Origin of the sequence: Peristeroidobacter agariperforans (genome assembly GCF_004138335.1) — a bacterium.
GTDB classification, from domain to species: Bacteria; Pseudomonadota; Gammaproteobacteria; order Steroidobacterales; family Steroidobacteraceae; genus Steroidobacter; species Steroidobacter agariperforans.
Genome location: NZ_RYFW01000001.1, coordinates 1,690,187 through 1,713,464, shown reverse-complemented (window position 1 = coordinate 1,713,464; position 23,278 = coordinate 1,690,187). Strand labels below are relative to the sequence as shown.

Sequence of the window (23,278 nt, the reverse complement as noted above, 5' to 3'; positions counted from 1 at the left end):
CCTTACGCTGGCTTGGTGACGATGACGTTCCAGGACAGCGGCTTCAGCTTCGCGCTGACCACTCCTTTGTCGATGGAAACATCGGTGCGCTCCTTCGGTGCGACAGCATCGGGCGACGCCTTGCTGTTGACGGCCTTGAGGTCGCTGTGGTGCAACTCGCTGGCAATCGCCACCTTGCGGCCTTCACCCAGGCCGCGCAGCTCGACATCCAGCTGCATTTCTTCCGTCGCGCTGCGATTGAGCGCGAGGATGGTCACCGCCCCGGTCGCTTCATCGTGAATCACGCTCGACAGCAGCAGCGACGCATTCGGATGCGTCTTGGTCGAGAACGTTTCGGACTGCACCTTCGCACGCAGCACCTGCCCGTGTGCGTGACGCGAAGCCTGCGCGAACGGATGGAAAATGGTTTGCCGCCAGGCCGCACCGCCAGTCTCGGTCATGATCGGGCCGATCACGTTGACGAGCTGCGCGATGCACGCTGCTTTGACGCGATCCGCGTTGTTGATCATGGTGATCAACGCACCGCCGACCACGAGCGCATCTTCAAAGTTGTAGATCTCTTCGATCAGCGGCGGCGCCTTCGGCCAGCCGGGCTTGCGCAGGTCGGCGGGGCTGTGCGCCTTGTACCAGACGTTCCACTCGTCCAACGACAGCATGATGCGCTTCGGCGAACGGCGCTTCGCGGCCACTGCATCGGCGATTGAAGCCACTTCCTTGATGAAGGAGTCGAGGTCTTCGATGACCGTGAAGAAGTCCTTGATGTCGTTGCTGTCGTTGCGGAAGTACGCGTGCAACGAAATGAAGTCGACTTCGTTGAAACAGTGGTCGAGCACTTCGTATTCCCACGACGCGTAAGTGGGCATCGCCCGCTGCGACGAGCCGCACGCCGCGAGCTGCAGATCCCCATCGACCCAGCGCATGACCTTCGCGGTTTCCTTCGCGACGCGGCCGTACTCCTGCGCGGTCTTCTGGCAGATCTGCCACGGCCCATCCATTTCATTGCCCAGGCACCAGAACTTGATGCCGTGAGGCTTCTCGTAGCCGTGCTCACGACGCAGGTCCGAGTAGTACGTACCGCCCGGATGATTGCAGTACTCGAGCAGATGACGCGCCTCATCGGGCCCGCGCGTGCCGAGGTTCACAGCGAACATCGGCTCGACACTGGCCGTGCGGCACCAGGTGATGAATTCATTCGTGCCGAACTCATTGGTCTCGGTCGAGCCCCATGCGAGATCGAGGCGGGTCGGACGCTTGTCCTTCGGGCCCACGCCGTCTTCCCAGTTGTAGCCCGAGAGGAAATTGCCGCCCGGATAACGAACGATGGTCGGGCCGAGCTCGCGCGTCAGCTCCAGCACGTCCTGACGGAAGCCGTCCTGGTTCGCGGTGGGATGGCCGGGCTCATAGATGCCGCCGTAGACACAGCGTCCCATGTGCTCGACGAAAGTGCCGAACACCCGGCGGTCGAGTTCGGAGATGACGAAGTCGCGGTCGACGACGATGCGTGAAGTGAGCATGACGATGATCCAAGGAGCTAGAGAACATGAAACAGCAGGTCGTTGATGCGGTGCTCGGCATCCGCGAGCGCGGCATCGACGGTCTTGTGGCCGGTGATGGCGGCTGACATTTCCTCGCCGACGATGTCGGCCACCGGAAATTGGCGTTGCACGCTGGCCGGCAGAGTCATGCCGGTCGCAGAGAGCTTCGCGATCTCGCGGCGATGAGGCAGCGCATTGAAGCGTTCGCTGTCGATCACGGCTTGGTAGGCGGGCAGATGCCCGGTGCGCGACCACTCGAAGTCATTGTCTGCAAAAAATTTGAGCAGCCGGAACACGGCGTCGCGCTGTTGCGGCGTGCGTTCCTTCGCCGGCATCACCCAGGCATGACCGTCGATGTAGGTCGCATCGCGTGCGGCATAAAGCTGCGGAAATGGTCGGACGGTGTAGCCGTTCGAGAGCGGCCGGTCAGCGCGGCGCGACTCCGCCTCGAAGTCGCCGATCAACCACGTGCCGACGATGAAGACGCCGCCGGCGCCGTTGATGAACGCGTTGGTGGAAGCGGCGTAGTCCAGATTCTTGGTCGTCAGGTCCTCGACATAGATCTGTCGAAACAGGTCCACCACGCGCTTCGCTTCGGGCGATTGCAAATGGATGTGCTGCGGATCGGGAAAGATGGTCGCGTTCTGCTGCATCAGCAATGTGTATAGATTGCGAGCGTAGGACGCTCGCTCGATAGCAAGCGTCTGCACCAGATACGGCTTGCCGGTGGCAGCCTTGAAGCGACGCGCGTGCTCGAGCAATTCCTCCGGGCTGCGCGGCAGGATGGGCTTGCCGTCCTTGACCAGCCCGGCTTGCCGAAAGTAATTCATGTTGATGTGCCACAGCGGCGCCCAGTTATCGATGGGCAGGCCGAAGACGTCACCTTGTATGTTGACGCCGGCCGAGCTGGCGGCCGTGAAGCCCTGCGGATCTACGCCGACGGCGCGCAGATCTTTGCCGAGGGGTTCGATCAGCGCTCTGGACTGGTAATCCGGAATCGAAGACAAGTGCATGGTGACGAGGTCGGGCGGGTCGCCGGCCGCGAGCTGCGCGGCCAGCTGGTTATATCCAGGCCAGGCCACCGGGCTGACACGGACGCGCACGTCCGGATTCTCGGCGCTGAACTTGTTGATCAGCGTCGTCATGATGCCGCACTCGCCTTCCGCGGCTGCGACGTCCGTGCGAGTCCCATACTGGGCGTTGCAAGTGCCAAAGAACCGCTGCACGACGATCTCGTTCGGCGGCTGCTGTACGCCACAGCTGGTGAGCGCGAGGCAGCTCAGCAAGATTGCGATCGGGCGGATCACGTCGCCGCCCCGGAAACTGCGCGCACGATGTACTTCTGGAAGAACATGTAAACAATCAGGACGGGCAAGGAAGCGAACACCGCCTGCGCCATCAGGTAGCCGAGGCCGGCGGACTCGGCGAAATTCTGCTGCGTGGAGGCAATGCCCACGGTGAGGGTGTACATCTGCTGATTGGTGCCGGACACCATCGGCCACCAGTAATCGTTCCACGCGTGCAGGAACGTGAAGATGCCTAGCGTCGCCTGCGCCGGCAACGTCATGGGCAACAGCACGCGCCAGAAGATCTTGAAGCGCGACGCGTTGTCGAGCATCGCCGCCTCGTCGATCTCGGTGGGAATCGCCTTGAAATATTGAGTCATCAGAAACACGCCGAACGGCGCCGACATGCCCGGCAGCATCAGGCCTGCATAGGTGTTGTGCAGATCGAGGTCGCTGAACAGCTGATGCCGCACCAGGATCACGGCCTGCTCGGGAATCGCCAGCCCGAACAGCACCAGCACGAAAATCACATTCCTGCCGGGAAACTCGAGGCGCGCGAAGCCATAGCCCGCCAGCGACGACAGCACCAGCACGCCCAGGCTCATGCCGGTCGAGACGATGATGCTGTTGAGCAGCCACCGGAACACGCCGGAGCCGATCAAGATGTCGTAGTAGTTGATGAGCGTCCACGGCGCCTTCAGCACCGACTGGGTGTCCACCAGCAGCTCTTGATTGGTCTTCAGCGACAGGCCGACCGCCCACAACATGGGGATGACCATGACGATGGCCAGTGCAATCGTCGCCGCCAGGATCAAACGATCGCCGAATCCCCGCCCCACGGCGCCTGATGCGAGCTGTGTCGTCATCAGAATGCCTCCTTGCGGCGCGCGACCAGATACTGCGCGAACGCAGCAATGGCGATGAAGCCGAAGAGGATCTGACCGGCCGCGACGGCGTAGCCGACGTCCCAGCGAGTGAAACCCACCTCGAACAGGAACAGCACCATGGGCCGCGACGCATTGTTCGGTCCGCCCTGGGTCATCAGGTACGCCTGACCGAACAGCTGGAATTGCAGGACCACTTCAATGATCAGAACCAGCGCGAACGTGCGCCGGATCGAGGGCAGGGTGACGTTCCACAGCGTCTTCCACCGACCGGCATTATCGAGCGCGGCGGCTTCGTACAACTCGCGAGGCACCTGCTGTAACGCCGCGAGGAACAGCATCATCGGCAATCCGATGCACCACCAGATCGTGGTGATCGCAATGGCCGGCAAAGCCAGCTCGGCGCTGCTGAGAAACGGGATCGGCGGGCGACCAAAAACTTCCAGCAGATTCGCGACAAAGCCGCCCTCGGGCGCGTACACCACTTTCCACAGCAGCGTCACGATGGTCACCGACAGCACCGATGAGGAGAAGAACACGCCACGCAAGACGGCAGCCGTGCGCGTCTGTCGATTCAAGGCCAACGCCAGGCCGAGGCCGATGATCGCCAACGCCGGCACCGTGAGCAGAATGAAATAGAACGTGTTGCCGACGGCGCCCAGGAACACCTGGTCGTTGGACAGGCGAACAAAATTCTCGAAGCCGACGAAGCGCCGGCCGCCGAACAGGTCGGCCTTGTGCAAGCTCAACCAGAAGCCGCCGAACAGCGGATAAACGAGCAGTATCACGTACAAGCACAGGAAGGGCGCCACATAGAGCATGTGACTCCAGCGACTCTGCTGAGCACCCGCGCGCGCAGGTTGAACGCGCGTCCGACCCAGATCGCTCAACTGACCGGCGGCGGTGCTCAAAGCGCACTCCTGACCAGCACGGCGCAATGACCTTGACTCAGATCGGCGAACGCGCGCCCGCTCATGTCGCGCTCCCGTCCAGCACAGCGTGGTGGCCGCGATCTTGATCGTCGAATAGATGCGCATCGCTGCCATCGAACTTCACGCCGACCTGATCGTTGATGGCAACGCGACTGTTGCCTGTGTCCCCGGCAACGATGGTCAAGCCATCGGAGAGCTTCACGTAAACGAGCGTGCGATCGCCCAAGCGCTCGACGAATTGCGCAACACCTGCCGTCTCGCCCTGCCCGACCGGACAGATCTCCAGCGACTCGGCACGAATGCCCAGCTTGAACGACTTGGATATCGGCAGCGACGCCTTGTCGATGCGCGTCGCGACGATCGCACCGTCCGGCAAGCGCGCCGATACAAAACCATTCGGCCCGTCGCTGAGTTCGACCGGCGAGAAATTCATGGCCGGCGTCCCGACGAAGCTCGCGACAAACGTGGTCGCGGGCCGCGAATAGATTTCCATCGGCGTGCCGATCTGCTCGATCTTGCGGTTGTTCATCACCACGATGCGATGCGCGAGCGTCATCGCTTCGATCTGATCGTGCGTGACGAAAATCATCGCTGCGTCGACGCGCTGGTGAAGTTGCGCGATCTCCAGGCGAGTGCGCACTCGAAGCGCGGCGTCGAGGTTGGAAAGGGGCTCGTCGAACAAGAACAGATGCGGTTCTTTGACGATGGCGCGGCCGATCGCGACGCGCTGACGCTGGCCGCCGGAGATCTGCCCAGGCTTTCGGTCCAGGAGATGCGCGATCTCCAGCATCTTCGCTGCAGCCTCGACGCGTTTATCGATCTCCGCGTCGGGCAATCGAACGTTGCGCAAGCCGAACGACATGTTCTCGCGCACCGTCATGTGCGGATAGAGCGCGTAGTGCTGGAACACCATGGCGACGCGCCGCTCGCCGGGCGCCAGTTGATCGACGCGGCGGTCGCCGATCCAGATCTCGCCGGCGTCGACCGACTCCAGGCCGGCGATCATCCGCAACAACGTCGATTTGCCGCAGCCCGACGGTCCCAGGAACACCATGAACTCGTGCGGCCGGATGCTCAGCGACACGTTGTCGATGACCGTGGCGGCCCCGAAGGTCTTGGTGACGTTCTTTAGCTCGATGCCAGGCATTGGAAGTGACTAGTGACTGGTGACTGGGAGTTAGGACTGCACGAGCGGCCAGCCATCGGCGGTCCATTCCATGGCCGCGATTCGCAGCGTCGCCCGGCCGTCGTGTTCTGCGTCGTACGCGTGATATACGAGATAGTCGCGCTCGCCATCGCGCAAGACCGCTTGATGACCAGGCCCCCGAAACCGCCGGTTGCCCCGAATCACGACCGTGCCGTAGCCATCCATTTGTGACTTGCCGTCGCGGCCCACGTAAGGGCCAGTGACAGCGCGCGAGCGACCGACAACGATGTAGTACGAGCTACTCGCGCCTCGACAGCAGTAATCGAAGGACGTGAACAAATAGTAGTAACCGTTGCGCTCGATCAGGAACGGCGCTTCGATCGCGGCCGGCGCGTTTTCCGGCGCGGGCCGTCGGGCCACGGAATATTTGCGCTGATCATTCGGGATCGGCTTGCCGGCCGCGGGATCGAGCGGAAACAATTTGATGCCGCTCCAGAAACTGCCAAGGCACAGCCAGTGCTGGCCAGCGCGATCGATCAGGTGGTTGGAGTCGATGGCATTGAAGTCATCGCCGCGCTCGGACTTCACGACCAGCCCGCGATCTTCCCATGCGAAGTCCTTGGAAGCGCGATCCAGCGTTTTGTTGGTCACCAGTCCGATGACGGAATGATTCGAGCCGAACGTCGAGCACGAGTAGTACAGGTGGTAGAGCCCGTTGAAATACGCGATGTCGGGCGCCCACAGGCCGCGAGTGCCGGGCACCGCCTGCTGCGCCCATTGGGGAATCTCATCGAACACGCGGCCGTTGAGCTTCCAATTCACCAGGTCCTTGGACGTGCGCCAGGGCAGCAGGCCGGTCGGATCATGGGCCTGGCCGGTGCAGAATAGATGATAAGTATCGCCCTGCTTGATGATGCATGGGTCGTGCACGGGCGAGAGATCGCCGGCGAGCCGGTCGTTGAGAGTGGCTGCCCCTTGCTCATTGGCAGCGCGCGTGGCGGCAGGGGCGCTCGCCCAGACGCCGGCGGACAAACCCAGCGTCGAGCCCACGAACAGCGAGGCGCGTAGCAGGTCGCGCCTGTGGACACTCACGTTTCGCACGTGAGCCTCGACTCGCCGTCGCGGCTGTTCATGGGTCCCCCGGTCATTCACGATTGTCCGAGCGATATAACTCAGACAATTTCATGGTAGCGGCTTTCGATTTGTCAGGCAAATCGAGCCGGCGCATTTTGCAGAGAGGTCGACTGCAGACGCAATCCGAGCGGGTCGTTCGGCGCAATCGGTGCGGACTGAAGCGAAATCCACGCCCAGCGTGCGTAAACTACTGGCGTATGACGCTGCGCGCCGGGCCAAGCACCCGCAGGCGTCACGAGGGAATCATCGATGTCGAGCAAAAAATCATCCGCTGCGAGGGCCAATGCACGAGCTCGACGCAAGTCGTTGCGGCTGCATGGAACCATCGCGCGTGACCTGGGGGTGTTGATCGTGTCGGGACGCTACAAGCCCGGCGACATCCTCAACGGCGAGATCGATGCGAGCGATCGGCTGCAGGTGTCGCGCACCGCCTATCGCGAGGCGGTCCGCATCCTCGCAGCCAAAGGCCTGGTGGAGTCGCGGCCCAAGGTGGGCACGCGCGTCAGCCCGCAAGCCCGCTGGCACATGCTCGATCCCGATGTTTTGTCGTGGATTTTCGAGTTCGAGCCGGACGACACCCTGCTCTCGAATCTGTTCGAGCTGCGCAAAATCGTCGAGCCGGAAGCCGCCGCGCTGGCCGCCTTGCGCCGGACCAATGAAGAGCTCGAAGCCATGGAGAAGGCGCTCCAGGGCATGACCACGCACACGCTGGCCAGCGAAGCCGGTCGGCTCGCCGACCAGGAATTTCACTCGGCGATGCTGCGCGCGAGCGGCAATGCCTTCATCGTGTCGTTGACCAGCGGCGTCGGCGCGGCGGTGTCGTGGACCACCATCTTCAAGCAGCGGCACAACCCTCTGCGCCGCGACCCCATCCCCGATCATCAAAAGGTGTACGAGGCCGTCAAAGCCTCTGACCCGAAAGCCGCGCACGCGGCGATGTTGAACCTGGTCGAGCTGGCGCAGCTCGATACGACCAACTCGCGCAAGCCCAAGATCGCCAAGACTGCGACCGCGGCGCGCAGCTGAAGTAACCCCGCTCCGAAACTCACGCTGGTCAGCCCGAATTGAGGCTGGCCAGCGATGGATTTTGCGTCGAAGTCCCCCACCTTTGGTTGCACGGTCTTGTTGACGGCGGCCTCGGATGTCTTAATGCCGCAGGCGTTGTTAACGCTACCTTGCGCCCGGTGAGCCATGGCAATTGCCCGCCATGGCGCAACTGGGATAATGTCTGAGTAAATCAACGGAACAAGTTTAGGCGGAGAATCTCCCATGCCCCTGACCGGTCAGCTATTCATCGGTCGCGAACGCGTCGCGACCTCGCAAACCTTTCGCGCAGCGAACCCCACCACCGCCTCCTTGATCGACCCGCCCTTCAGCTCGGCTGGGGCCGCCGAAGTGGAGCGCGCCTGCCAACTGGCCAGCGAAGCTTTCGATCAATACCGCGCCCTCGATAACGAAACGCGCGCGAAATTCCTGGAAACCATCGGCGATCGCATCATGGCGCTCGGTGACGAGCTGCTCGAGCGCGCCAATGCCGAGTCTGGCCTGCCGCTCGCGCGTCTGACGGGTGAGCGCGGCCGCACCGTGGGTCAGCTGCGTCTGTTTGCGGACGAGTTGCGCAAGGGCGGCTGGCAAGGCGTTCGCATCGATCCGGCGATGCCTGATCGCAAGCCGTTGCCGCGCGCCGATCTGCGCCAGCGCAAAGTGCCGCTCGGCCCCGTCGTCGTGTTCGGCGCCAGCAACTTCCCGCTCGCGTTCTCAGTCGCCGGCGGCGACACCGCCTCTGCGCTCGCGGCTGGCTGTCCCGTCATCGTCAAAGGTCACTCGGCTCATCCGGGCACGAGCGAGCTGGTCGCACAGGCCATTACTGAAGCCGTTGCTCAGTGCGGTCTGCATCCGGGCGTGTTCTCGCTGTTGAACGGCGATAAGCGCGAACTGGGCGCCGGCCTGGTTGCCGATCCGCGCGTCAAAGCCGTTGGCTTCACGGGCTCGCGTGGTGGCGGCGTCGCGTTGATGAAGATCGCCGCGGCCCGCAAAGAGCCGATTCCTGTTTACGCCGAGATGAGCAGCGTGAATCCGGTGCTGTTGTTGCCGGGTGCGCTCGCCGCTCGCGCCGAAGCACTCGGCAAAGAGTTCGTCGGCTCGCTCACGCTGGGCTCGGGTCAGTTCTGCACGAATCCCGGCTTGGTGTTCGCGCTCGAAGGTCCTCACGTGGATACATTCATTCAATCGGCGGCGGCAGCGCTCGGTGGCGCGGCGCCTCAGGTCATGTTGACTGCCGGCATCTACGACGCCTTTCAGAAGGGCGTCGATCGTCTCGCCACTCACTCGTCGGTGAAGACGATTGCGCGAGGTGCGGATACGCAAGGCAAGAACTGCGGCCGCGGCGCCCTGTTCTCGGTCCCTGCCAGCGCACTGACTCACGAAATCGCCGAAGAGGTGTTCGGTGCTTCTTCCGTCATCGTCCGCTGCGCCAACGAGGCGGAGCTGGTCGATGCGCTGGAAAAGCTGGAAGGCCAGCTCACTGCCACGCTGCACGTCACCGAGCAGGACTACGCCATCGCGCAGAAGCTGTTGCCTACGCTGGAACGCAAGGTGGGCCGCATCCTCGCGAACGGTTGGCCGACCGGTGTCGAAGTGTCGCACGCGATGGTCCATGGCGGTCCGTACCCGGCGACTTCCGACAGCCGCACCACCTCGGTGGGCACGCTCGCGATCGAACGTTTCCTGCGCCCCGTCTGCTATCAGGACCTTCCGGATGCACTGTTGCCGCCGGCCCTGAAGCGTGACGCCCAATCTGCCACGCCGCATCGATTCGACGGCGTCTACCGGAGCTAACATGAGTTTGCGTTTGATACAGGTGCGCGCTGCTGACGGGCAGCGCCTGGTGGCCGCCATCGACGACAACGGCGTCGCTCGTAAAGTGAAAGATTGCGTCAGCACTTATCAGCTGGCGCAAACCGCACTGAACGGCGGCACGTCGCTGGAAAAGTTCGTGGCAGCGCGGCTCTCCGACGACCGGCTGGACCTGGAGGAGCTGCAGAACTGGAATCGTCTGCTGGCTCCGATCGATCATCCGGACGTCGCGCACCTGTATCTCACCGGCACCGGCCTCACGCATCTCGGCTCGGCCGAAGGTCGCGACAAGATGCACAAGGCCGCTGCCGGCGGCACACTCACCGACTCGATGCGCATGTTCAACATGGGCCTGGAAGGCGGCAAACCTGCCGCCGGCCAGGTCGGCGTGCAGCCCGAGTGGTTCTACAAGGGCGACGGCTCTTGCGTGGTCGGCACAGGTGAGGCGCTGCCCTCACCTGACTTCGCGCTCGACGGCAGCGAAGAGCCGGAGATCGCCGGCATCTACATCATCGACGCCGCGGGCAATCCGCGTCGCATCGGTTTCTGCCTGGCCAACGAGTTCTCGGATCACATCACCGAGCGTGGCAATTACTTGTGGCTGGCACATTCCAAACTGCGCCACGCCGCATTGGGCGCGGAATTGCTCGTTGGCGAGTTGCCTGCCGACGTGCGCGGCATGAGCCGAGTGCTTCGTGATGGCAAGACGTTGTGGGAAAAGCCGTTCCTCACCGGCGAAGCCAACATGTCGCACACCATCGCGAACCTCGAGCATCATCACTTCAAGTACCGATTGTTCCGTCGGCCCGGCGACATTCACGTGCATTTCTTCGGCACGGCGACGTTGTCGTTCTCTGAAGGCATTCAAACCAAAGAAGGCGACGTGTTCGAGATCGAAGCGCCGCCGTTCCACCTGCCGTTGCGTAATCCCTTGAAGCGCAGCGAATCGCCGAGCGTGGCTGTGCAGGCGTTGTAAGTCATGAGCCCGATAAAACTCGCCATCGTCGGCTTGGGCAAGATCGCTCGCGATCAACACCTGCCCTCGCTGGCTGCCAACCCGAACTATCAGCTGGTGGCCGTCGCCAGCCCGCACAACAAGCTCGAAGGCACTCCCAGCTATCCCAACATCGAGACCATGCTGCGCGAGCAGCCCGGGATCGAAGCGGTTTCGTTGTGCTGCACGCCGCAGGTTCGTTACGAGATCGCGAACTATGCGCTGGAACAGAACAAACATGTGATGTTGGAGAAGCCGCCGGGCGCGACGTTGAACGAAGTCGCGGGCCTGATGGATCTCGCCCAACAGCGGCGGCTCGCTTTGTTTGCTACCTGGCATTCGCGCGAAGCGGCAGCAGTCGAACCGGCGCGCGACTGGCTGATCGGCCGCAAGATTCGCAAGGTGCAAGTGACCTGGAAGGAAGACGTGCGCGTGTGGCACCCGGGCCAGGCATGGATCTGGAAAGCCGGCGGTCTCGGTGTGTTCGATCCGGGCATCAACGCGCTGTCCATCATCACTCGCATCCTGCCGCAGCCGCTGGTGCTGAAAGACGCCGAGCTGCACGTCCCTTCGAATTGTGAAACGCCCATTGCCGCCGAACTGACCTTGCAGGGTCCGGGCGGTTTGCCGGTGCGCGCGGAGTTCGATTTCCGCCAGACCGGTCCGCAGAGCTGGGACATCGACATCGAAACCGACGACGGCCATCTGCTGCTTTCCAAAGGCGGCTCGGTGATGCACGTCGACGGCAAACAAACGGTGTCCGCGCCGGATCGCGAATACGCGAATCTGTATGCGCGTTTCGCCCCGCTGGTTCGCGAGCGTCGCATGGACGTCGATCTCGCCGCCTTCCGCCTGGTCGCCGACGCATTCATGTGCGGCCGGCGCTCCGTCGTCGATCCCTTCATCGAATAGAGGACAATAGAATGCCGATTCTTCAGGGGGCTCTCCGCCTGACCGCCGCGCTCGGTCTGGCGACGCTCAGTTTCGTTCCTTTCGCCGCCGGCGCCGCCGAATCGGCCGCCGTCTCGGTGACCATTCAGGCCGACAAGCCGGGCGCCAAGATCGATCGCAATCTCTACGGCCAGTTCGCCGAGCACCTGGGCCATGGCATTTACGAAGGAATCTGGGTGGGCGAGGACTCCTCGATTCCGAACACCCGCGGCTATCGCAACGACGTCGTCGCCGCACTGAAGAAGTTGAAAGTGCCCGTCGTGCGCTGGCCCGGCGGCTGCTTCGCCGACGAATATCACTGGCGCGAAGGCATCGGCCCGCGCGACCAGCGTCCGGTGAAAGTGAACACTCACTGGGGCGCGGTCGAAGAGCCGAATTCGTTCGGCACGCACGAGTTCCTCGATTTCGCCGAACTGATCGGCGCGGACGCTTATGTGTCCGGCAACGTCGGCTCGGGCAGCCCGCAGGAAATGGCGGAGTGGGTCGAGTACATCACGTCCGATACGAAGTCGACGCTCGCCGAGCTGCGTCGTAAGAACGGCCGCGAAAAGCCTTGGAAGCTGCCGTACTTCGGCGTCGGCAATGAGACCTGGGGCTGCGGCGGCAACATGCGGCCGGAATATTTCGCCGACCTGTACAAGCAGTTCGCCACGTTCATCAAGGCCCCGCGCGACAACTCTCCGCTGAAGATCGCCAGCGGTGCAAATGTCGCGGATTATCACTGGACCGAAGTGATGTTGTCGCAGGCGGCCAAGCACATGGATGCTTACTCGCTGCACTACTACACCTTCCCCGGCCGCTGGGAGAACAAGGGCCCGGCGATCGGCTTCACCGAAGACGCGTGGGCATCGACGCTGAACCATGCGGTGCGCATGGAAGAGCTGGTGAGCAAGCACTCGGCCATCATGGACAAGTACGACCCGGACAAGAAGGTCGCGCTGTATGTCGACGAGTGGGGCACCTGGTACGACCCGGAACCGGGCCGCAACCCGGGCTTCCTGTATCAGCAGAACACGCTGCGCGACGCGTTGGTCGCGTCGCTGACGCTCGATATCTTCCATCGCCACGCCGACCGCGTGAAGATGTCCAACATCGCGCAGATGGTGAACGTGCTGCAGGCGATGATCCTCACCGACAAGGAGAAGATGACGCTCACGCCGACGTATCACGTGTTCGAGATGTACATCCCGTTCCAGGGTGCAACTTCTCTGCCTGCCGAAGTTCAGTCCCCGACGTACTCGCGCGGCGAGTGGTCACTGCCGCAGGTGTCCGTGTCCGCTGCGCGTGACGTGAATGGCAAGTTGCAGATTGCGTTTACGAACGTCGATCCGAACAAGGGCGCTTCGGTCTCGGCGAAGATCAATGGCGCGAATGTGAAGTCGGCTTCTGGCCGCATCCTCACCGCCACCGCGCTCGATGCTCGGAATACCTTTGATAAGCCCGAGGCTGTGAAGCCCGCGCCGTTCAAGGCGTCGAAGAAGGGCAATGAGCTACGGGTTGAACTGCCGCCGAAGTCGGTGGTGGTTGTCTCGGTGGAGTAAGAGTGGTTCGCAGTGCCGGGGAGAGATCCCCCACCCCGGCACTGCCTACGCGTACGCGGCATCAAGCCAAGGGCAGAAGGCGGTATAACGCGGCAGCAAGTTTTATTTCTTTACTTCTTGCGCCGTGCGCACCGCCGACGTCTCGGGTAACTCCGACCCTTTTCTTACGTCGCGGACGCCACCGACGTCTCGGGCAGCGTCAGGTGGGGGTGTCTCCTTCCGGCAGCTTTTCGGCACAGGGACGGCCGAAACAGCAGGGCTCATCATGGACGTGACGCGAGGAGCGCAATGCGCTCCGGCGGGCGCCCGGTGCCGGCAGGAGACACCCCACCCTGGCGATGCCGAGCCACCGACGCCGAAAACTCAACCTCCGAACAACCCCGGTGCCAACCCACGAACGCGGCCGGCGTCCACCTCGAACAGAACGCCCGCGAATGTTTCTTTGCTGCGATCGAGTCCCTTTGCAGCAGACGTCACAAACATCCGATCCAACTCGGGCCCGGCAAACGTAATGCTCGTTATCTGCGGCGCCGGCATCCGAATCTCTCGATCCAGCTTGGCATCCGGCGACCAGCGGCTGATGCGTGACCCGCCCCAGTGGGCGATCCACAAATATCCTTCCGCATCCGTCGTCATTCCATCCGGGAATCCCATGTCGCCCGTGAACTTCAGCCACTCCGTCTTGTTGCTGAGCTCACCTTGCGGCGACAGATCGAAGCGATAGATCGTCTGTCGGGGTGTATCGGAGTGATACATGAACTCTTGTTTGGGGCTGAACGTCGGACCGTTCGTCACCTTGTAACCCTCGTCGACGCGACGCACGCTCATGTCCGGCCGCAAGCAATACAACGAACCGGTCGTCTCCACGATCGCCGCATCCATCGTTCCAGCCCAAACTCGGCCGTGCCGATCCACCTTCGCGTCGTTCAACCGATTGCCCGGAAGCTGCGGCTCCGGATCGACGATCAGCCGCAACGCCAGCGGCTCCAGATCCAACTCGTAGAAGCCGCTCTGCAGGCCCGCGATGAAGCCGGGTTTGTTGCTGCGCTCCACTACCCAACCGATGCGCTCAGGCATGGACCAGCGTTGGATGCTGCGGTCCGCGAGCGAGTAGCGATAGAGGAAGTGAGAAAGGATATCCACCCAGAAGATGGCGTTGTGCTTTGCGGACCACAGCGGACCCTCGCCCAGCTCGTCCCTCTCCTCACGAGCAACGACTCGCCATGCTTCCGCCATGTTCTTACCCTCGTTACAAATGAAAAAGCTCCCGCGCAAGATGATCTCGCGCGGGAGCTCGAGAGTTTAAATCAGTGATTGTGTCGCGGCACGCCCTTGGTCTGGGCGAGACGCTGATACTTCACTGCCGATTCGAGCACCGCGCCCGTCTCGGCCTGGCCGATGTCGGCGCGCTGCAATTCCTGCCAGGGCGTCTGGCTCGCGGGATACGGGAAGCCGCCGGCGTCCTGCAATGCCTGACGACGCTGATTCAGCTCTTCCTCGCTGATGAGAATATTCGCCTCGCCCTTGCGCAAGTCGATGCGCACGCGATCGCCGCTCTTGAGCACCGCCAACCCACCGCCCACCGCGGCTTCCGGCGACGCATTGAGAATCGACGGCGAGCCCGAGGTGCCCGACTGCCTACCGTCACCGATGCACGGCAAGTTGTGGATACCCGCTTTGATCAGGTTCACCGGCGGACGCATGTTCACCACTTCCGCCGCGCCCGGATAGCCGATCGGGCCCGCGCCGCGCATGAACATCAGCGTGTTCTCATCGATACCCAACGACGGATCGTCGATGCGCGCGTGATAGTCCTCTGGACCATCGAACACGATGGCTCGTCCCTCGAACGCTTCCGGGTCTTTCGGATTCGACAGATAGCGTGCGCGGAACTCCTCGGAGATCACGCTCGTCTTCATGATCGCCGAGTCGAACAGATTGCCGCGCAGGACAGTGAAGCCCGCCCGCCTCTTCATCGGCTCTTCGAACGGCTTGATCACATTCGTATCGAGGATGCTCGCGCCACGGCAGTTGTCGCCGAGCGTGCTGCCATTCACCGTCAGCGCCTTCTCGTTGATCAGGCCCTGACGCATCAACTCGGCGACCACCGCGGGCACGCCGCCGGCGCGATAGTAGTCCTCGCCGAGATATTCACCGGCCGGCTGCAGGTTCACGAGCAAAGGAATATCCAACCCGTACTTCTGCCAATCGTCGATGGTCAGCTCGACACCGATGTGTCGCGCGAGCGCGTTCAAGTGAATCGGCGCGTTGGTTGAACCGCCGATCGCGGAGTTCACGCGAATCGCATTGATGAAAGCCTCGCGAGTGAGGATGTCCGACGGCTTGCGATCGGCCCATACCATCTCGACGATCTGCTTGCCCGTGAGGTACGCGCACTCCTGACGATCGCGCAGCGGCGCGGGAATCGCCGCCGAGCCGGGCAGCGACATGCCAAGCGCCTCGGTGAGGCTGTTCATCGTCGTCGCCGTGCCCATGGTGTTGCAGTAGCCGGTCGACGGCGCCGACGACGCGACCAACTTGATGAAGCCCTGATAATCGATCTCGCCCGCCGCCAGCAACTCGCGTGCACGCCACACGATGGTGCCCGAGCCAGTGCGCATGCCCTTGTACCAACCATTGAGCATCGGGCCGACCGACAGCGCGATCGCCGGCATGTTCACCGTTGCCGCTGCCATCAAACATGCGGGCGTGGTCTTGTCGCAGCCCACGGTCAGCACGACGCCGTCGAGCGGATAACCGAACAGCACTTCCACCAGGCCGAGGTACGCAAGGTTGCGATCCAAACCCGCGGTCGGACGCTTGCCGGTTTCCTGAATCGGATGCACCGGGAACTCCAGCACGACGCCGCCCGCTTCGCGGATGCCTTCGCGCACGCGCTCCGCCAGCACCATGTGATGACGATTGCACGGCGACAAGTCGCTGCCGGTTTGCGCGATGCCGATGATGGGCTTGCCCGATTGCAGCTCTTGCAGCGACAAACCGAAGTTCATGTACCGTTCGAGGTATAGCGCCGTCATGTCCGCGTTGGCCGGATCGTCGAACCAGGCGCGCGAGCGCAGGCGACGCGTTGCGGACGGATTGGAATTGGATGAGCTCATTGGGTTCGCGTCAGGTTCGAAAGCTTAGGGAGCGGCGGAGAAACGCAGCACCATGGTGTTCACGTACGTCTGGCCGGGATTCAGGCGTGCGCTGGGGAAGTCGCTGCGATTCGGCGAGTCCGGAAACACCTGCGGCTCCAGACAGAAGCCATCGCCCTGCCGGTAGACGCGCTTGCTCTTGCCGGTGCTGGTGGCGTCCAGGAAGTTGCCCGAATAGAACTGCACGCCCGGCGCGCTCTGGAGCAGCTCCAGTACGCGACCGGAGGTCGGCTCTTCGACGCGCGCCGCAGGCCGCAATTGCCCGGCCTCGCCATCGACGATGTAGTTGTGATCGTAGCCACGAGCGATGCGCAGCTGCTCGTCGCGGCCATCGCGAACGCGCTCGCCGATGGCGTGGGGCTTGGTGAAGTCGAACGCAGTGCGCGCGACAGCGCGGCGCTCACCGGTCGGAATCAAAGTTGCGTTCACGGGCGTGTACTTGCTCGCGAACAACGTCAGGCGATGCCCGAACACGTCGGTCGGCGTCGCTTCACCCGCCAGGTTGAAGTAGCTGTGGTTGGTGATGTTGACGATAGTCGGCTTGTCGGTGGTGGCGCGGTACTCGATCGACAGCTCGTTTTTGTCGTTGAGCGTATAGGTCGCCGTCACCTGCAGCCTGCCCGGATAGCCGCCTTCGCCGTCGGCGCTGGTGTAGGTGAGCACTGCTTTGGCCGGCGAGCCGGCGCTGACAGACTCGATCTTCCACAGCACTTTGTCGAAACCCTGCTTGCCGCCGTGCAAGTGGTTGGGACCGTCGTTGGTCTCGAGCTGATACTGCTTGCCGTCCAGCGAGAACTTGCCGACAGCAATGCGATTGGCGTAACGGCCCACCGTCGCGCCGAAGTACTGCGGCTGGTCCAGGTACTGTTGAGCAGTGGCGTAGCCGAGCACCACATCGGCGGGCTTGCCGTTCCGGTCCGGCGCTTTCAGCTCCTGAATGACGCCGCCGAGCGCCAGGATGCGCACCGACATGCCCTTGGCATTGGCCAGCTCGGCCGACTCCACCTTGCGGCCATCGGCCAGCGTTCCGAACTCGCCGCGACGGGCTTCCACCGCCCCCGCGACCGATGCGCCAAGACTATTGACCACGAGCACTCCCACCAGCCATCGACCTGCCCTCCTGACACCCTCGCGCCGGTTGCTACCGGACGCCATTGGGACCTTGCCAACCGCAGTGTTGCGGCCCGACGAAACTCGCTGTTGTTGTGTCACGAAAACCCTGGCCGGCGACTTGGATGGGACATTCTAATACTCAGACAAAATGTCATCAATTGTCGCGGTAGACAAGCCGGATTTTCCCGCCAAAAACCTCGTCGAAATGCGCAGACCGCACCCGGCAGCTGGCCCTTTGACGCGCTGATCGAGCACAATCCGCGGGGCAACCCGCCATTAACCCCACCCATGGAGCTCGCAGTGCAAGGAAGTCAAAAGGTCGGCGTTATGGCGCGCTTCGCAGCCGGCGTCGGGTTCACTGTCGCCAGCCTGACCCTGGCTCATTCGGCCGCGGGCGCAGAGCTCGTGATCGAGCAAGTGACGGTCGTGTCGCCCCAGCTGGCCGCGGCTCAACCCAAACAGAATGTGCTGGTTCGCGACGGTCGGATCGTGTCCGTCAGCTCGAAACCAGTCGGCGCGGCCGCAGGCGCAGTTCGCCTCGACGGCCGGGGCAAGTTTCTCACACCTGGCCTCATGGACTCGCATGTCCATGTCGGCGAGGTCCCCGGCTTGCCCTTCGTCCCCGACCCGGCATTGGCCGCGATCGGCGATGCCTACACTCGCCAGCAGCCTCGCAGCTATCTCTATTACGGCGTTACCCAGGTGCTCAATCTCGCCAGTACGCCCGACAGCGCCGCTGCGTTCGAAGCGCAGCCTCAGCATCCCGATTTGTTTCGTTGTGGCCCGGCCATCGTGCTCGACGGCTATCCGTCGGTGTTCATCGATCCGTCCGTTCGACATCGCGCCGTGCCGGATTTCATCTACGAGCCCGCCAACGCCGCGAAACATCCACTGCCCGCCGGGGCGGACGCGGCTCAACACACGCCTGAAGCCGTGATCGGCAAGCTCGCTGCGAGCGGCGTCCGTTGCATCAAGATTTTCATCGAGAACGGCTTCGGTCCCGACTCCAGCTGGCCGATCATGAGCAAAGAAACATTGCAGCGGGTGCGCGCCGAGACCCGCAAGCGTGGCTTGTTGCTGATCGCGCACGCCAACGCCATCGACATGCAGCGCATCGCCGTCGAGTCGCAAGTCGACGTGATCGCGCACGGCTTGTGGAACTGGAACGAATATTCAACCGAACAAGGCGTGCCGCCGGCCATCGCCACGCACCTGCGCGAGATCCACGCGAAGAAGATTGGCTTTCAATCGACGCTGCGGGTGATCGCGGGCCTGGCGGATTTGTTTCGCGAAGACACGCTGAAGGACCCGGCGTACACCAAGGTCGTGCCGCCCTCTCTGCTCGCGTGGTATGCGACACCCGCGGGGCAATGGTTCAAGGAAGAAATGCGCCAGGGCATGGGCGGCGTGCCGGACATGAAGGCCATGCACAACTATATGGTTGTTGCCTCGTATGGCATGCGGGCCACCGAATACCTGCACGACCTCGGCCATCCATTGCTGCTCGGTAGTGACACACCGTCGGCGCCGACGTTCGGCAGCCAGCCGGGTTATGACACCTATCGCGAGATGCGCATGATGGCTCAGTCTGGCGTCCCGCTGCCCGCGATCTTCCGGGCCGGCACCCTCAACAACGCCAGGCAGTTCGGCCTCGACAAGGATTACGGCACCGTGGAAGCCGGCAAAATCGCGAACCTGCTGCTGCTCACGGCAAATCCGCTGGAAACACTGCGCGCCTGGACCAGCATTGATCGCATCATCCTGCACGGCTCGGTCATCAAGCGCGAATCGCTCGCGGCGCCCCGCGAATAGTTCTGCCTGACGGCATGGAAGCGCGCCGTTACAGAAGTGCAAAGATTCTTAACATTCATTAGTGCCAATTGAGCCGGGCGCGGATAGACACCCGCGCGGCGACCGACGCAGACTGGCCAGATAGAAGAAGTTCTGGCTCTCACAGGGGTTCCCAGCCATGAGCATGAAGCACGGATCCAAGCTGCTCGGTATCGCTACTGCCCTGGCGCTCTCGGGCGCAGTCAGCCCGGCATGGGCGCTCAATCCGGGCGACACAGTCGACAACTTCCGCCTGCTCGACCACACCGGCGCCTCGCGCCAGCTCTATTACCTTTCCGACATGAAAGCCGTCGTGCTGATGGCCCAGGGCAATGGCTGCGAAGCCGTTCGCAAGTCGCTGCCGGAGATGCAGGCGCTGCGAGACAAATATCGCGCGCAGGGTGTCGAGTTGCTGATGATCAACTCCAACCTCGCCGACACACGCGACGCCATCGCAAAGGAAGCGAAAGCTCAGGGCATCGAGCTGCCCATCCTGCTCGATGAAACGCAGATCATCGGCGAATCGCTCGGCCTGAAGCGCAACGGCGAGCTGCTGGTCATCAACACCAAAGGCTGGAAGGTTGCCTATCGCGGCCCGGTGTCCGCCGCAGGCACCCCGCACGCGGCCAATGCGCTCGATGCCGTCATCAATGCCCAGCCGGTGAAAACCGCGCAGGTCGATGCCAGCAAAGGCAAAGGTTGCGAGCTGAAGTTCCCCGAAGCCGATCGCAAACAGGCGCACGCGCAGATCTCCTATGAGAAGACCATCGCGCCCATGCTCATCGACAACTGCGTGACCTGTCATCGCAGCGGCGGCATCGGCCCGTGGCAGATGAGCAGCTACGAGATGATCAAAGGCTTCAGCCCGATGATTCGCGAAGTGGTGCGCACCGAGCGCATGCCGCCGTGGCACGCCGACCCGCACTACAACGTGTTCTCCAACGATCGTTCGCTCAGCAAGGACGAGATCAAGAACCTGGTGCACTGGATCGAGGCGGGCTCACCGCGTGGCAGCGGCCGCGATCCGCTCGCGGATATGAAGAAACAATGGCCGGAATGGGCGCTCGGCGAGCCGGATCTGATCGTCGAAATTCCTGCGTTCGAGGTGCCGGCGACCGGCGTGATTCCGTATCAGATGCCGATGGCCGACAATCCGCTCGATCATGATGTGTGGGTGCGCGCCGTCGACTTCCAGCCGGGCGATCGCACCGTGCTCCATCACATCATCGCGACCATGGGCACGAATGCCGAAAGCGTGCGCGATGGCGGCAGTCTCGGCGGTTATGTGCCCGGCGCCGGCCCGATGCTGCTGCCGAAGGAAACCGGTGTGCTGATCAAGAAGGATGCGAAGTTCTTCTTCCAGATGCACTACACCGTGAGCGGCAAGCCCGCACGCGACGTGAGCCGCATGGGTCTGTATTTCCGGAAGGATGCTCCTCAGTATCAGATGCGCAGCGCGGTGCTGCTCAATCCACGCTTGAAGATTCCGGCGAACACCAAGGAGCACACCGAGTCGGCCTCGAAGACCTTCGAGCACGACGTGATCGTCTACAACCTGCTGCCGCATTCGCATTTCCGCGGCAAGGCGTCGGACTTCATCGCGACCTATCCGGATGGGCGCACCGAAGTGCTGCTGTCAGTGCCGAACTACGACTTCAACTGGCAGACCACGTACGAACTGAAGACACCGAAGCTGCTGCCCGCGGGCACCAAAGTCACTCACCACACGACCTGGGACAACTCGGCGCAGAACAAGGCGAATCCCGATCCCAACCGCGTCGTGCCATGGGGTCAGCAGACTTGGGATGAAATGCTCTACGGTGTGGTTCGCTATCGGTATGTGAATGAGAGCGATGCTCCAACTGCGCCACCGGCGAAGGTGTCGCAGAACGCGGCCGAATAGTTATTCAATGAAATAGCTGCAGTGCCCGCGGTATTGAAGCCGCGGGTGCTGGCTTCCCTTCCAGAATCGCCGAGATGATGTCGATGCTCGGCGGCAGATCGGCCGGGTTGTAGGGCTTACCGATGAAGCCCAGCGCCAGGTCCCGATTCTCGAATGCCGACGGATGTTGGGCACTGACGAACACAGCGGCGACGTGCAACTCGCGCAGCCGCTTCGCGAGCTCGACGCCGTCACCGGCGTGCATCAAATCGATATCAATGAGAGCGAGCGCCGGATGACCGGAGCGAGCCAGCTCCAGACCCTCCTCGAGGGTGGCGGCGGGACCTAATGTCTTGTGTCCTGCGTGTTCCAGCTCGGCAACCGTGCTCAACGCGCAGATCGGCTCATCCTCTACTACCAATATCAACATCTTCGTTTTGACTGCGACAGCATCTCCTGAAAATGCCAACGTCGCACAAACACGAAACGTTCCTGCCCCGATAACGAACGTTCACGCAACGTTCGTCGGGGAATCAATCACATAGGCGTTTACACTACGCGCTCAATTCACATAGATGGGATTGCCGAGCAGCGCCAGTTTGCCCGCGGCGTCGCGCACATCGATGCGAATCCAATGAGGCTTGCCGTCGGATGTTTCCTCGAAGGACCACGAGTGCCGCGCCGCCGGGATGGCGGTGCGTCGAGTCGTCTTCCCATCGCGAATGACTTCGACCGTGCCGCCGGTCATCTGCTCGATGCGAGCCGTAAATGTCACTGATTGCTTTGCCGGCACGGACAGCTGGCCGCCCATCGCGACGGTCGACTGCTGATAGGTGGCGCTCAACTCGAGCTTGCGATCTCGCGAGCCTGCGGTGTCGACGAACACATTGCCGGCGCGAATGCCGGCCATGATCCCCTCGGTGCTCAACTCGTTGGCATGAACGACGGTCGTCGGCACACCGATACGGCCTGGCGGCGGGACGCTGTTCGACGTCACGTCATGAGTATCGCTGCCACCGATCGCGGTGAGGCGATGGCCCTTCTGCAGCTGCTCGTGCCAGAACGGAATGCCCGTGACCGGACTCTCGACATCGTTGCCGTTCACGACCTCCACGGCCTGCACGAGCGACAAGTCTGCCGCTGGGTTAGGCGACCAACCGCAGCCCATGCAGGCTTCGCCCGTCGGCACTCGCGGATGATTGATCGACACGAGCGCGCCTTTGTTCTTCGCTGCCGTGAGCAACGCGTTCCAATCAGGGACTTTGGCGCTGCTGACGCGGAAGTCGACCATCTCGCGCAGATTGAATGCGTTGGCATGACCTTGGAACGTGGTCATCTCCATGCCGGGGATCAACAGCAGCTTGTCGAAATACGGCTGCAGCGCGGTCAATTCTTTGACGTGCGAATTGGTGTTGTGGTCCGTGAACGCGATGAAGTCGAGCCCGCGGTTCGCGGCTGCGTCCAGCGTCAGAAACAACGGACAAGGCACCCGCTTCTCGCCGCTCCGGCTCGCGCAGTTGCCGTCGCTGTGTTCGCTGTGCATGTGCAGGTCGCCGCGATACCAGCCGGCTTCTGATTTGAGGGGAGCCGGCTCCGTCGGCAGACCGTGCTTATCGTTGCGCTGAAAATAAACTTCGGCCGTGAACTCGGAAGTTTGACCGTTGCGAATGTTCGGCACGCCGAGCAGCAGTTGCCACCGCCCTGCCGTCACCGGGCCGGATAGATAGGATGGTGTCGCGTCGCTGGCCGAGAGCGTGAATGAGCGTTTGTTTCCGCCGCTCCAGCCGCGGAACTCCTCCTCGAACTTTTCGCCCGGCCCGAGCAGGCCTACGTCGATCGTCGTGCGTGCTTCGCGCCCGGTGTAGTCGAAACGGATCTCCAGCGCCTTGACTCCTTCCGGGACGTCGAACGGCAGCAGACGATAGGTGCGATACGCCTGATCGGTGATGGTGTCGCGGAGAACGAGATCGGGCGCGGCCGCGTGAGAGCTCACGACGGCCGCGCACAGCGCGGCCAGCAGGGCAACTATTCTCAA

At 62.6% G+C, this 23,278-nt stretch carries 18 protein-coding genes; 7 read left to right on the top strand and 11 right to left on the bottom strand.

Annotated features, from left to right (window positions below; translation table 11 throughout):
- Positions 1 to 2 precede the first annotated feature (2 nt).
- The 6 genes from arfA to EK373_RS07390 form a co-directional block, all read right to left on the bottom strand.
- Positions 3 to 1,514, bottom strand: coding sequence for an arabinosylfuranosidase ArfA (gene arfA / locus EK373_RS07415; RefSeq protein WP_129642064.1), 1,512 nt, complete (start codon positions 1,512 to 1,514; stop codon positions 3 to 5).
- Positions 1,515 to 1,531: 17 nt separating this feature from the next.
- Positions 1,532 to 2,842 carry an extracellular solute-binding protein gene (locus EK373_RS07410; RefSeq protein WP_198683129.1) on the bottom strand — a complete coding sequence of 437 codons (1,311 nt, stop codon included), beginning with the start codon at positions 2,840 to 2,842 and terminating at the stop codon, positions 1,532 to 1,534.
- Positions 2,839 to 3,687 carry a carbohydrate ABC transporter permease gene (locus EK373_RS07405; protein WP_129642063.1) on the bottom strand — a complete coding sequence of 283 codons (849 nt, stop codon included), beginning with the start codon at positions 3,685 to 3,687 and terminating at the stop codon, positions 2,839 to 2,841. Before EK373_RS07405 ends, EK373_RS07410 begins: the two co-directional genes overlap by 4 nt.
- Complete coding sequence (locus tag EK373_RS07400; protein WP_129643408.1) at positions 3,687 to 4,526, bottom strand: carbohydrate ABC transporter permease; 840 nt, start codon at positions 4,524 to 4,526, stop codon at positions 3,687 to 3,689. Before EK373_RS07400 ends, EK373_RS07405 begins: the two co-directional genes overlap by 1 nt.
- Before the next feature lie 151 nt (positions 4,527 to 4,677).
- Complete coding sequence (locus EK373_RS07395; protein WP_129642062.1) at positions 4,678 to 5,784, bottom strand: ABC transporter ATP-binding protein; 1,107 nt, start codon at positions 5,782 to 5,784, stop codon at positions 4,678 to 4,680.
- A gap of 30 nt (positions 5,785 to 5,814) precedes the next feature.
- On the bottom strand, positions 5,815 to 6,876 hold the full coding sequence (locus tag EK373_RS07390) for an arabinan endo-1,5-alpha-L-arabinosidase (protein ID WP_198683127.1): 1,062 nt from the start codon (positions 6,874 to 6,876) through the stop codon (positions 5,815 to 5,817).
- Positions 6,877 to 7,167: 291 nt separating this feature from the next.
- On the opposite strand from EK373_RS07390, the gene EK373_RS07385 reads away from it, so the two are divergent.
- The 5 genes from EK373_RS07385 to EK373_RS07365 all read left to right on the top strand — a co-directional run bounded on the left by EK373_RS07385 (position 7,168) and on the right by EK373_RS07365 (position 13,260).
- Positions 7,168 to 7,944: a FadR/GntR family transcriptional regulator gene (locus tag EK373_RS07385; RefSeq protein WP_129642061.1), complete on the top strand. Its 777-nt coding sequence runs from the start codon at positions 7,168 to 7,170 to the stop codon at positions 7,942 to 7,944.
- 243 nt (positions 7,945 to 8,187) lie between these two features.
- The gene (locus EK373_RS07380; RefSeq protein ID WP_129642060.1) at positions 8,188 to 9,756 is read left to right on the top strand and encodes an aldehyde dehydrogenase (NADP(+)); all 1,569 of its coding nucleotides are present in this window, start codon (positions 8,188 to 8,190) and stop codon (positions 9,754 to 9,756) included.
- 1 nt (position 9,757) lies between these two features.
- A complete protein-coding gene (gene araD1 / locus EK373_RS07375; protein ID WP_129642059.1) occupies positions 9,758 to 10,750 on the top strand; it encodes an AraD1 family protein in 993 nt (330 codons plus the stop codon).
- 3 nt (positions 10,751 to 10,753) lie between these two features.
- On the top strand, positions 10,754 to 11,680 hold the full coding sequence (locus EK373_RS07370) for a Gfo/Idh/MocA family protein (RefSeq protein ID WP_129642058.1): 927 nt from the start codon (positions 10,754 to 10,756) through the stop codon (positions 11,678 to 11,680).
- A gap of 11 nt (positions 11,681 to 11,691) precedes the next feature.
- Positions 11,692 to 13,260, top strand: a complete 1,569-nt coding sequence (locus EK373_RS07365) for an alpha-N-arabinofuranosidase (protein WP_129642057.1) — start codon at positions 11,692 to 11,694, stop codon at positions 13,258 to 13,260.
- A 363-nt stretch (positions 13,261 to 13,623) separates the two neighbouring features.
- Here EK373_RS07365 and EK373_RS07360 read toward each other — a convergent pair whose 3' ends face one another.
- The 3 genes from EK373_RS07360 to EK373_RS07350 form a co-directional block, all read right to left on the bottom strand.
- Positions 13,624 to 14,496 carry an SMP-30/gluconolactonase/LRE family protein gene (locus EK373_RS07360; protein ID WP_129642056.1) on the bottom strand — a complete coding sequence of 291 codons (873 nt, stop codon included), beginning with the start codon at positions 14,494 to 14,496 and terminating at the stop codon, positions 13,624 to 13,626.
- Between the two features lie 71 nt (positions 14,497 to 14,567).
- Positions 14,568 to 16,379 carry an IlvD/Edd family dehydratase gene (locus EK373_RS07355; RefSeq protein ID WP_129642055.1) on the bottom strand — a complete coding sequence of 604 codons (1,812 nt, stop codon included), beginning with the start codon at positions 16,377 to 16,379 and terminating at the stop codon, positions 14,568 to 14,570.
- A gap of 24 nt (positions 16,380 to 16,403) precedes the next feature.
- Entirely contained in the window at positions 16,404 to 17,507 is a 1,104-nt protein-coding gene (locus EK373_RS07350; protein WP_198683126.1) for an aldose epimerase family protein, read from the bottom strand.
- 324 nt (positions 17,508 to 17,831) lie between these two features.
- On the opposite strand from EK373_RS07350, the gene EK373_RS07345 reads away from it, so the two are divergent.
- Entirely contained in the window at positions 17,832 to 19,343 is a 1,512-nt protein-coding gene (locus tag EK373_RS07345; protein WP_157994265.1) for an amidohydrolase family protein, read from the top strand.
- Positions 19,344 to 19,500: 157 nt separating this feature from the next.
- Positions 19,501 to 21,264, top strand: coding sequence for a redoxin domain-containing protein (locus tag EK373_RS07340; RefSeq protein ID WP_129642052.1), 1,764 nt, complete (start codon positions 19,501 to 19,503; stop codon positions 21,262 to 21,264).
- Positions 21,265 to 21,268: 4 nt separating this feature from the next.
- Here the strand turns inward: EK373_RS07340 and EK373_RS07335 are convergent, their stop codons facing one another.
- Positions 21,269 to 21,673 carry a response regulator gene (locus EK373_RS07335; protein ID WP_129642051.1) on the bottom strand — a complete coding sequence of 135 codons (405 nt, stop codon included), beginning with the start codon at positions 21,671 to 21,673 and terminating at the stop codon, positions 21,269 to 21,271.
- Between the two features lie 132 nt (positions 21,674 to 21,805).
- The gene (locus EK373_RS07330) at positions 21,806 to 23,278 is read right to left on the bottom strand and encodes a CehA/McbA family metallohydrolase (RefSeq protein ID WP_129642050.1); all 1,473 of its coding nucleotides are present in this window, start codon (positions 23,276 to 23,278) and stop codon (positions 21,806 to 21,808) included.

Excerpts from the sequence above, each read along its gene's own strand:
- EK373_RS07385 (WP_129642061.1), top strand. The coding sequence starts at position 7,168 with ATGTCGAGCAAAAAATCATCCGCTGCGAGGGCCAATGCACGAGCTCGA.
- EK373_RS07335 (WP_129642051.1), bottom strand. The coding sequence starts at position 21,673 with ATGTTGATATTGGTAGTAGAGGATGAGCCGATCTGCGCGTTGAGCACG.
- EK373_RS07365 (WP_129642057.1), top strand. The coding sequence starts at position 11,692 with ATGCCGATTCTTCAGGGGGCTCTCCGCCTGACCGCCGCGCTCGGTCTG.
- EK373_RS07400 (WP_129643408.1), bottom strand. The coding sequence starts at position 4,526 with ATGCTCTATGTGGCGCCCTTCCTGTGCTTGTACGTGATACTGCTCGTT.
- araD1 (WP_129642059.1), top strand. The coding sequence starts at position 9,758 with ATGAGTTTGCGTTTGATACAGGTGCGCGCTGCTGACGGGCAGCGCCTG.
- EK373_RS07360 (WP_129642056.1), bottom strand. The coding sequence starts at position 14,496 with ATGGCGGAAGCATGGCGAGTCGTTGCTCGTGAGGAGAGGGACGAGCTG.
- EK373_RS07370 (WP_129642058.1), top strand. The coding sequence starts at position 10,754 with ATGAGCCCGATAAAACTCGCCATCGTCGGCTTGGGCAAGATCGCTCGC.
- EK373_RS07340 (WP_129642052.1), top strand. The coding sequence starts at position 19,501 with ATGAGCATGAAGCACGGATCCAAGCTGCTCGGTATCGCTACTGCCCTG.
- EK373_RS07405 (WP_129642063.1), bottom strand. The coding sequence starts at position 3,687 with ATGACGACACAGCTCGCATCAGGCGCCGTGGGGCGGGGATTCGGCGAT.
- EK373_RS07395 (WP_129642062.1), bottom strand. The coding sequence starts at position 5,784 with ATGCCTGGCATCGAGCTAAAGAACGTCACCAAGACCTTCGGGGCCGCC.
- EK373_RS07355 (WP_129642055.1), bottom strand. The coding sequence starts at position 16,379 with ATGAGCTCATCCAATTCCAATCCGTCCGCAACGCGTCGCCTGCGCTCG.
- arfA (WP_129642064.1), bottom strand. The coding sequence starts at position 1,514 with ATGCTCACTTCACGCATCGTCGTCGACCGCGACTTCGTCATCTCCGAA.
- EK373_RS07380 (WP_129642060.1), top strand. The coding sequence starts at position 8,188 with ATGCCCCTGACCGGTCAGCTATTCATCGGTCGCGAACGCGTCGCGACC.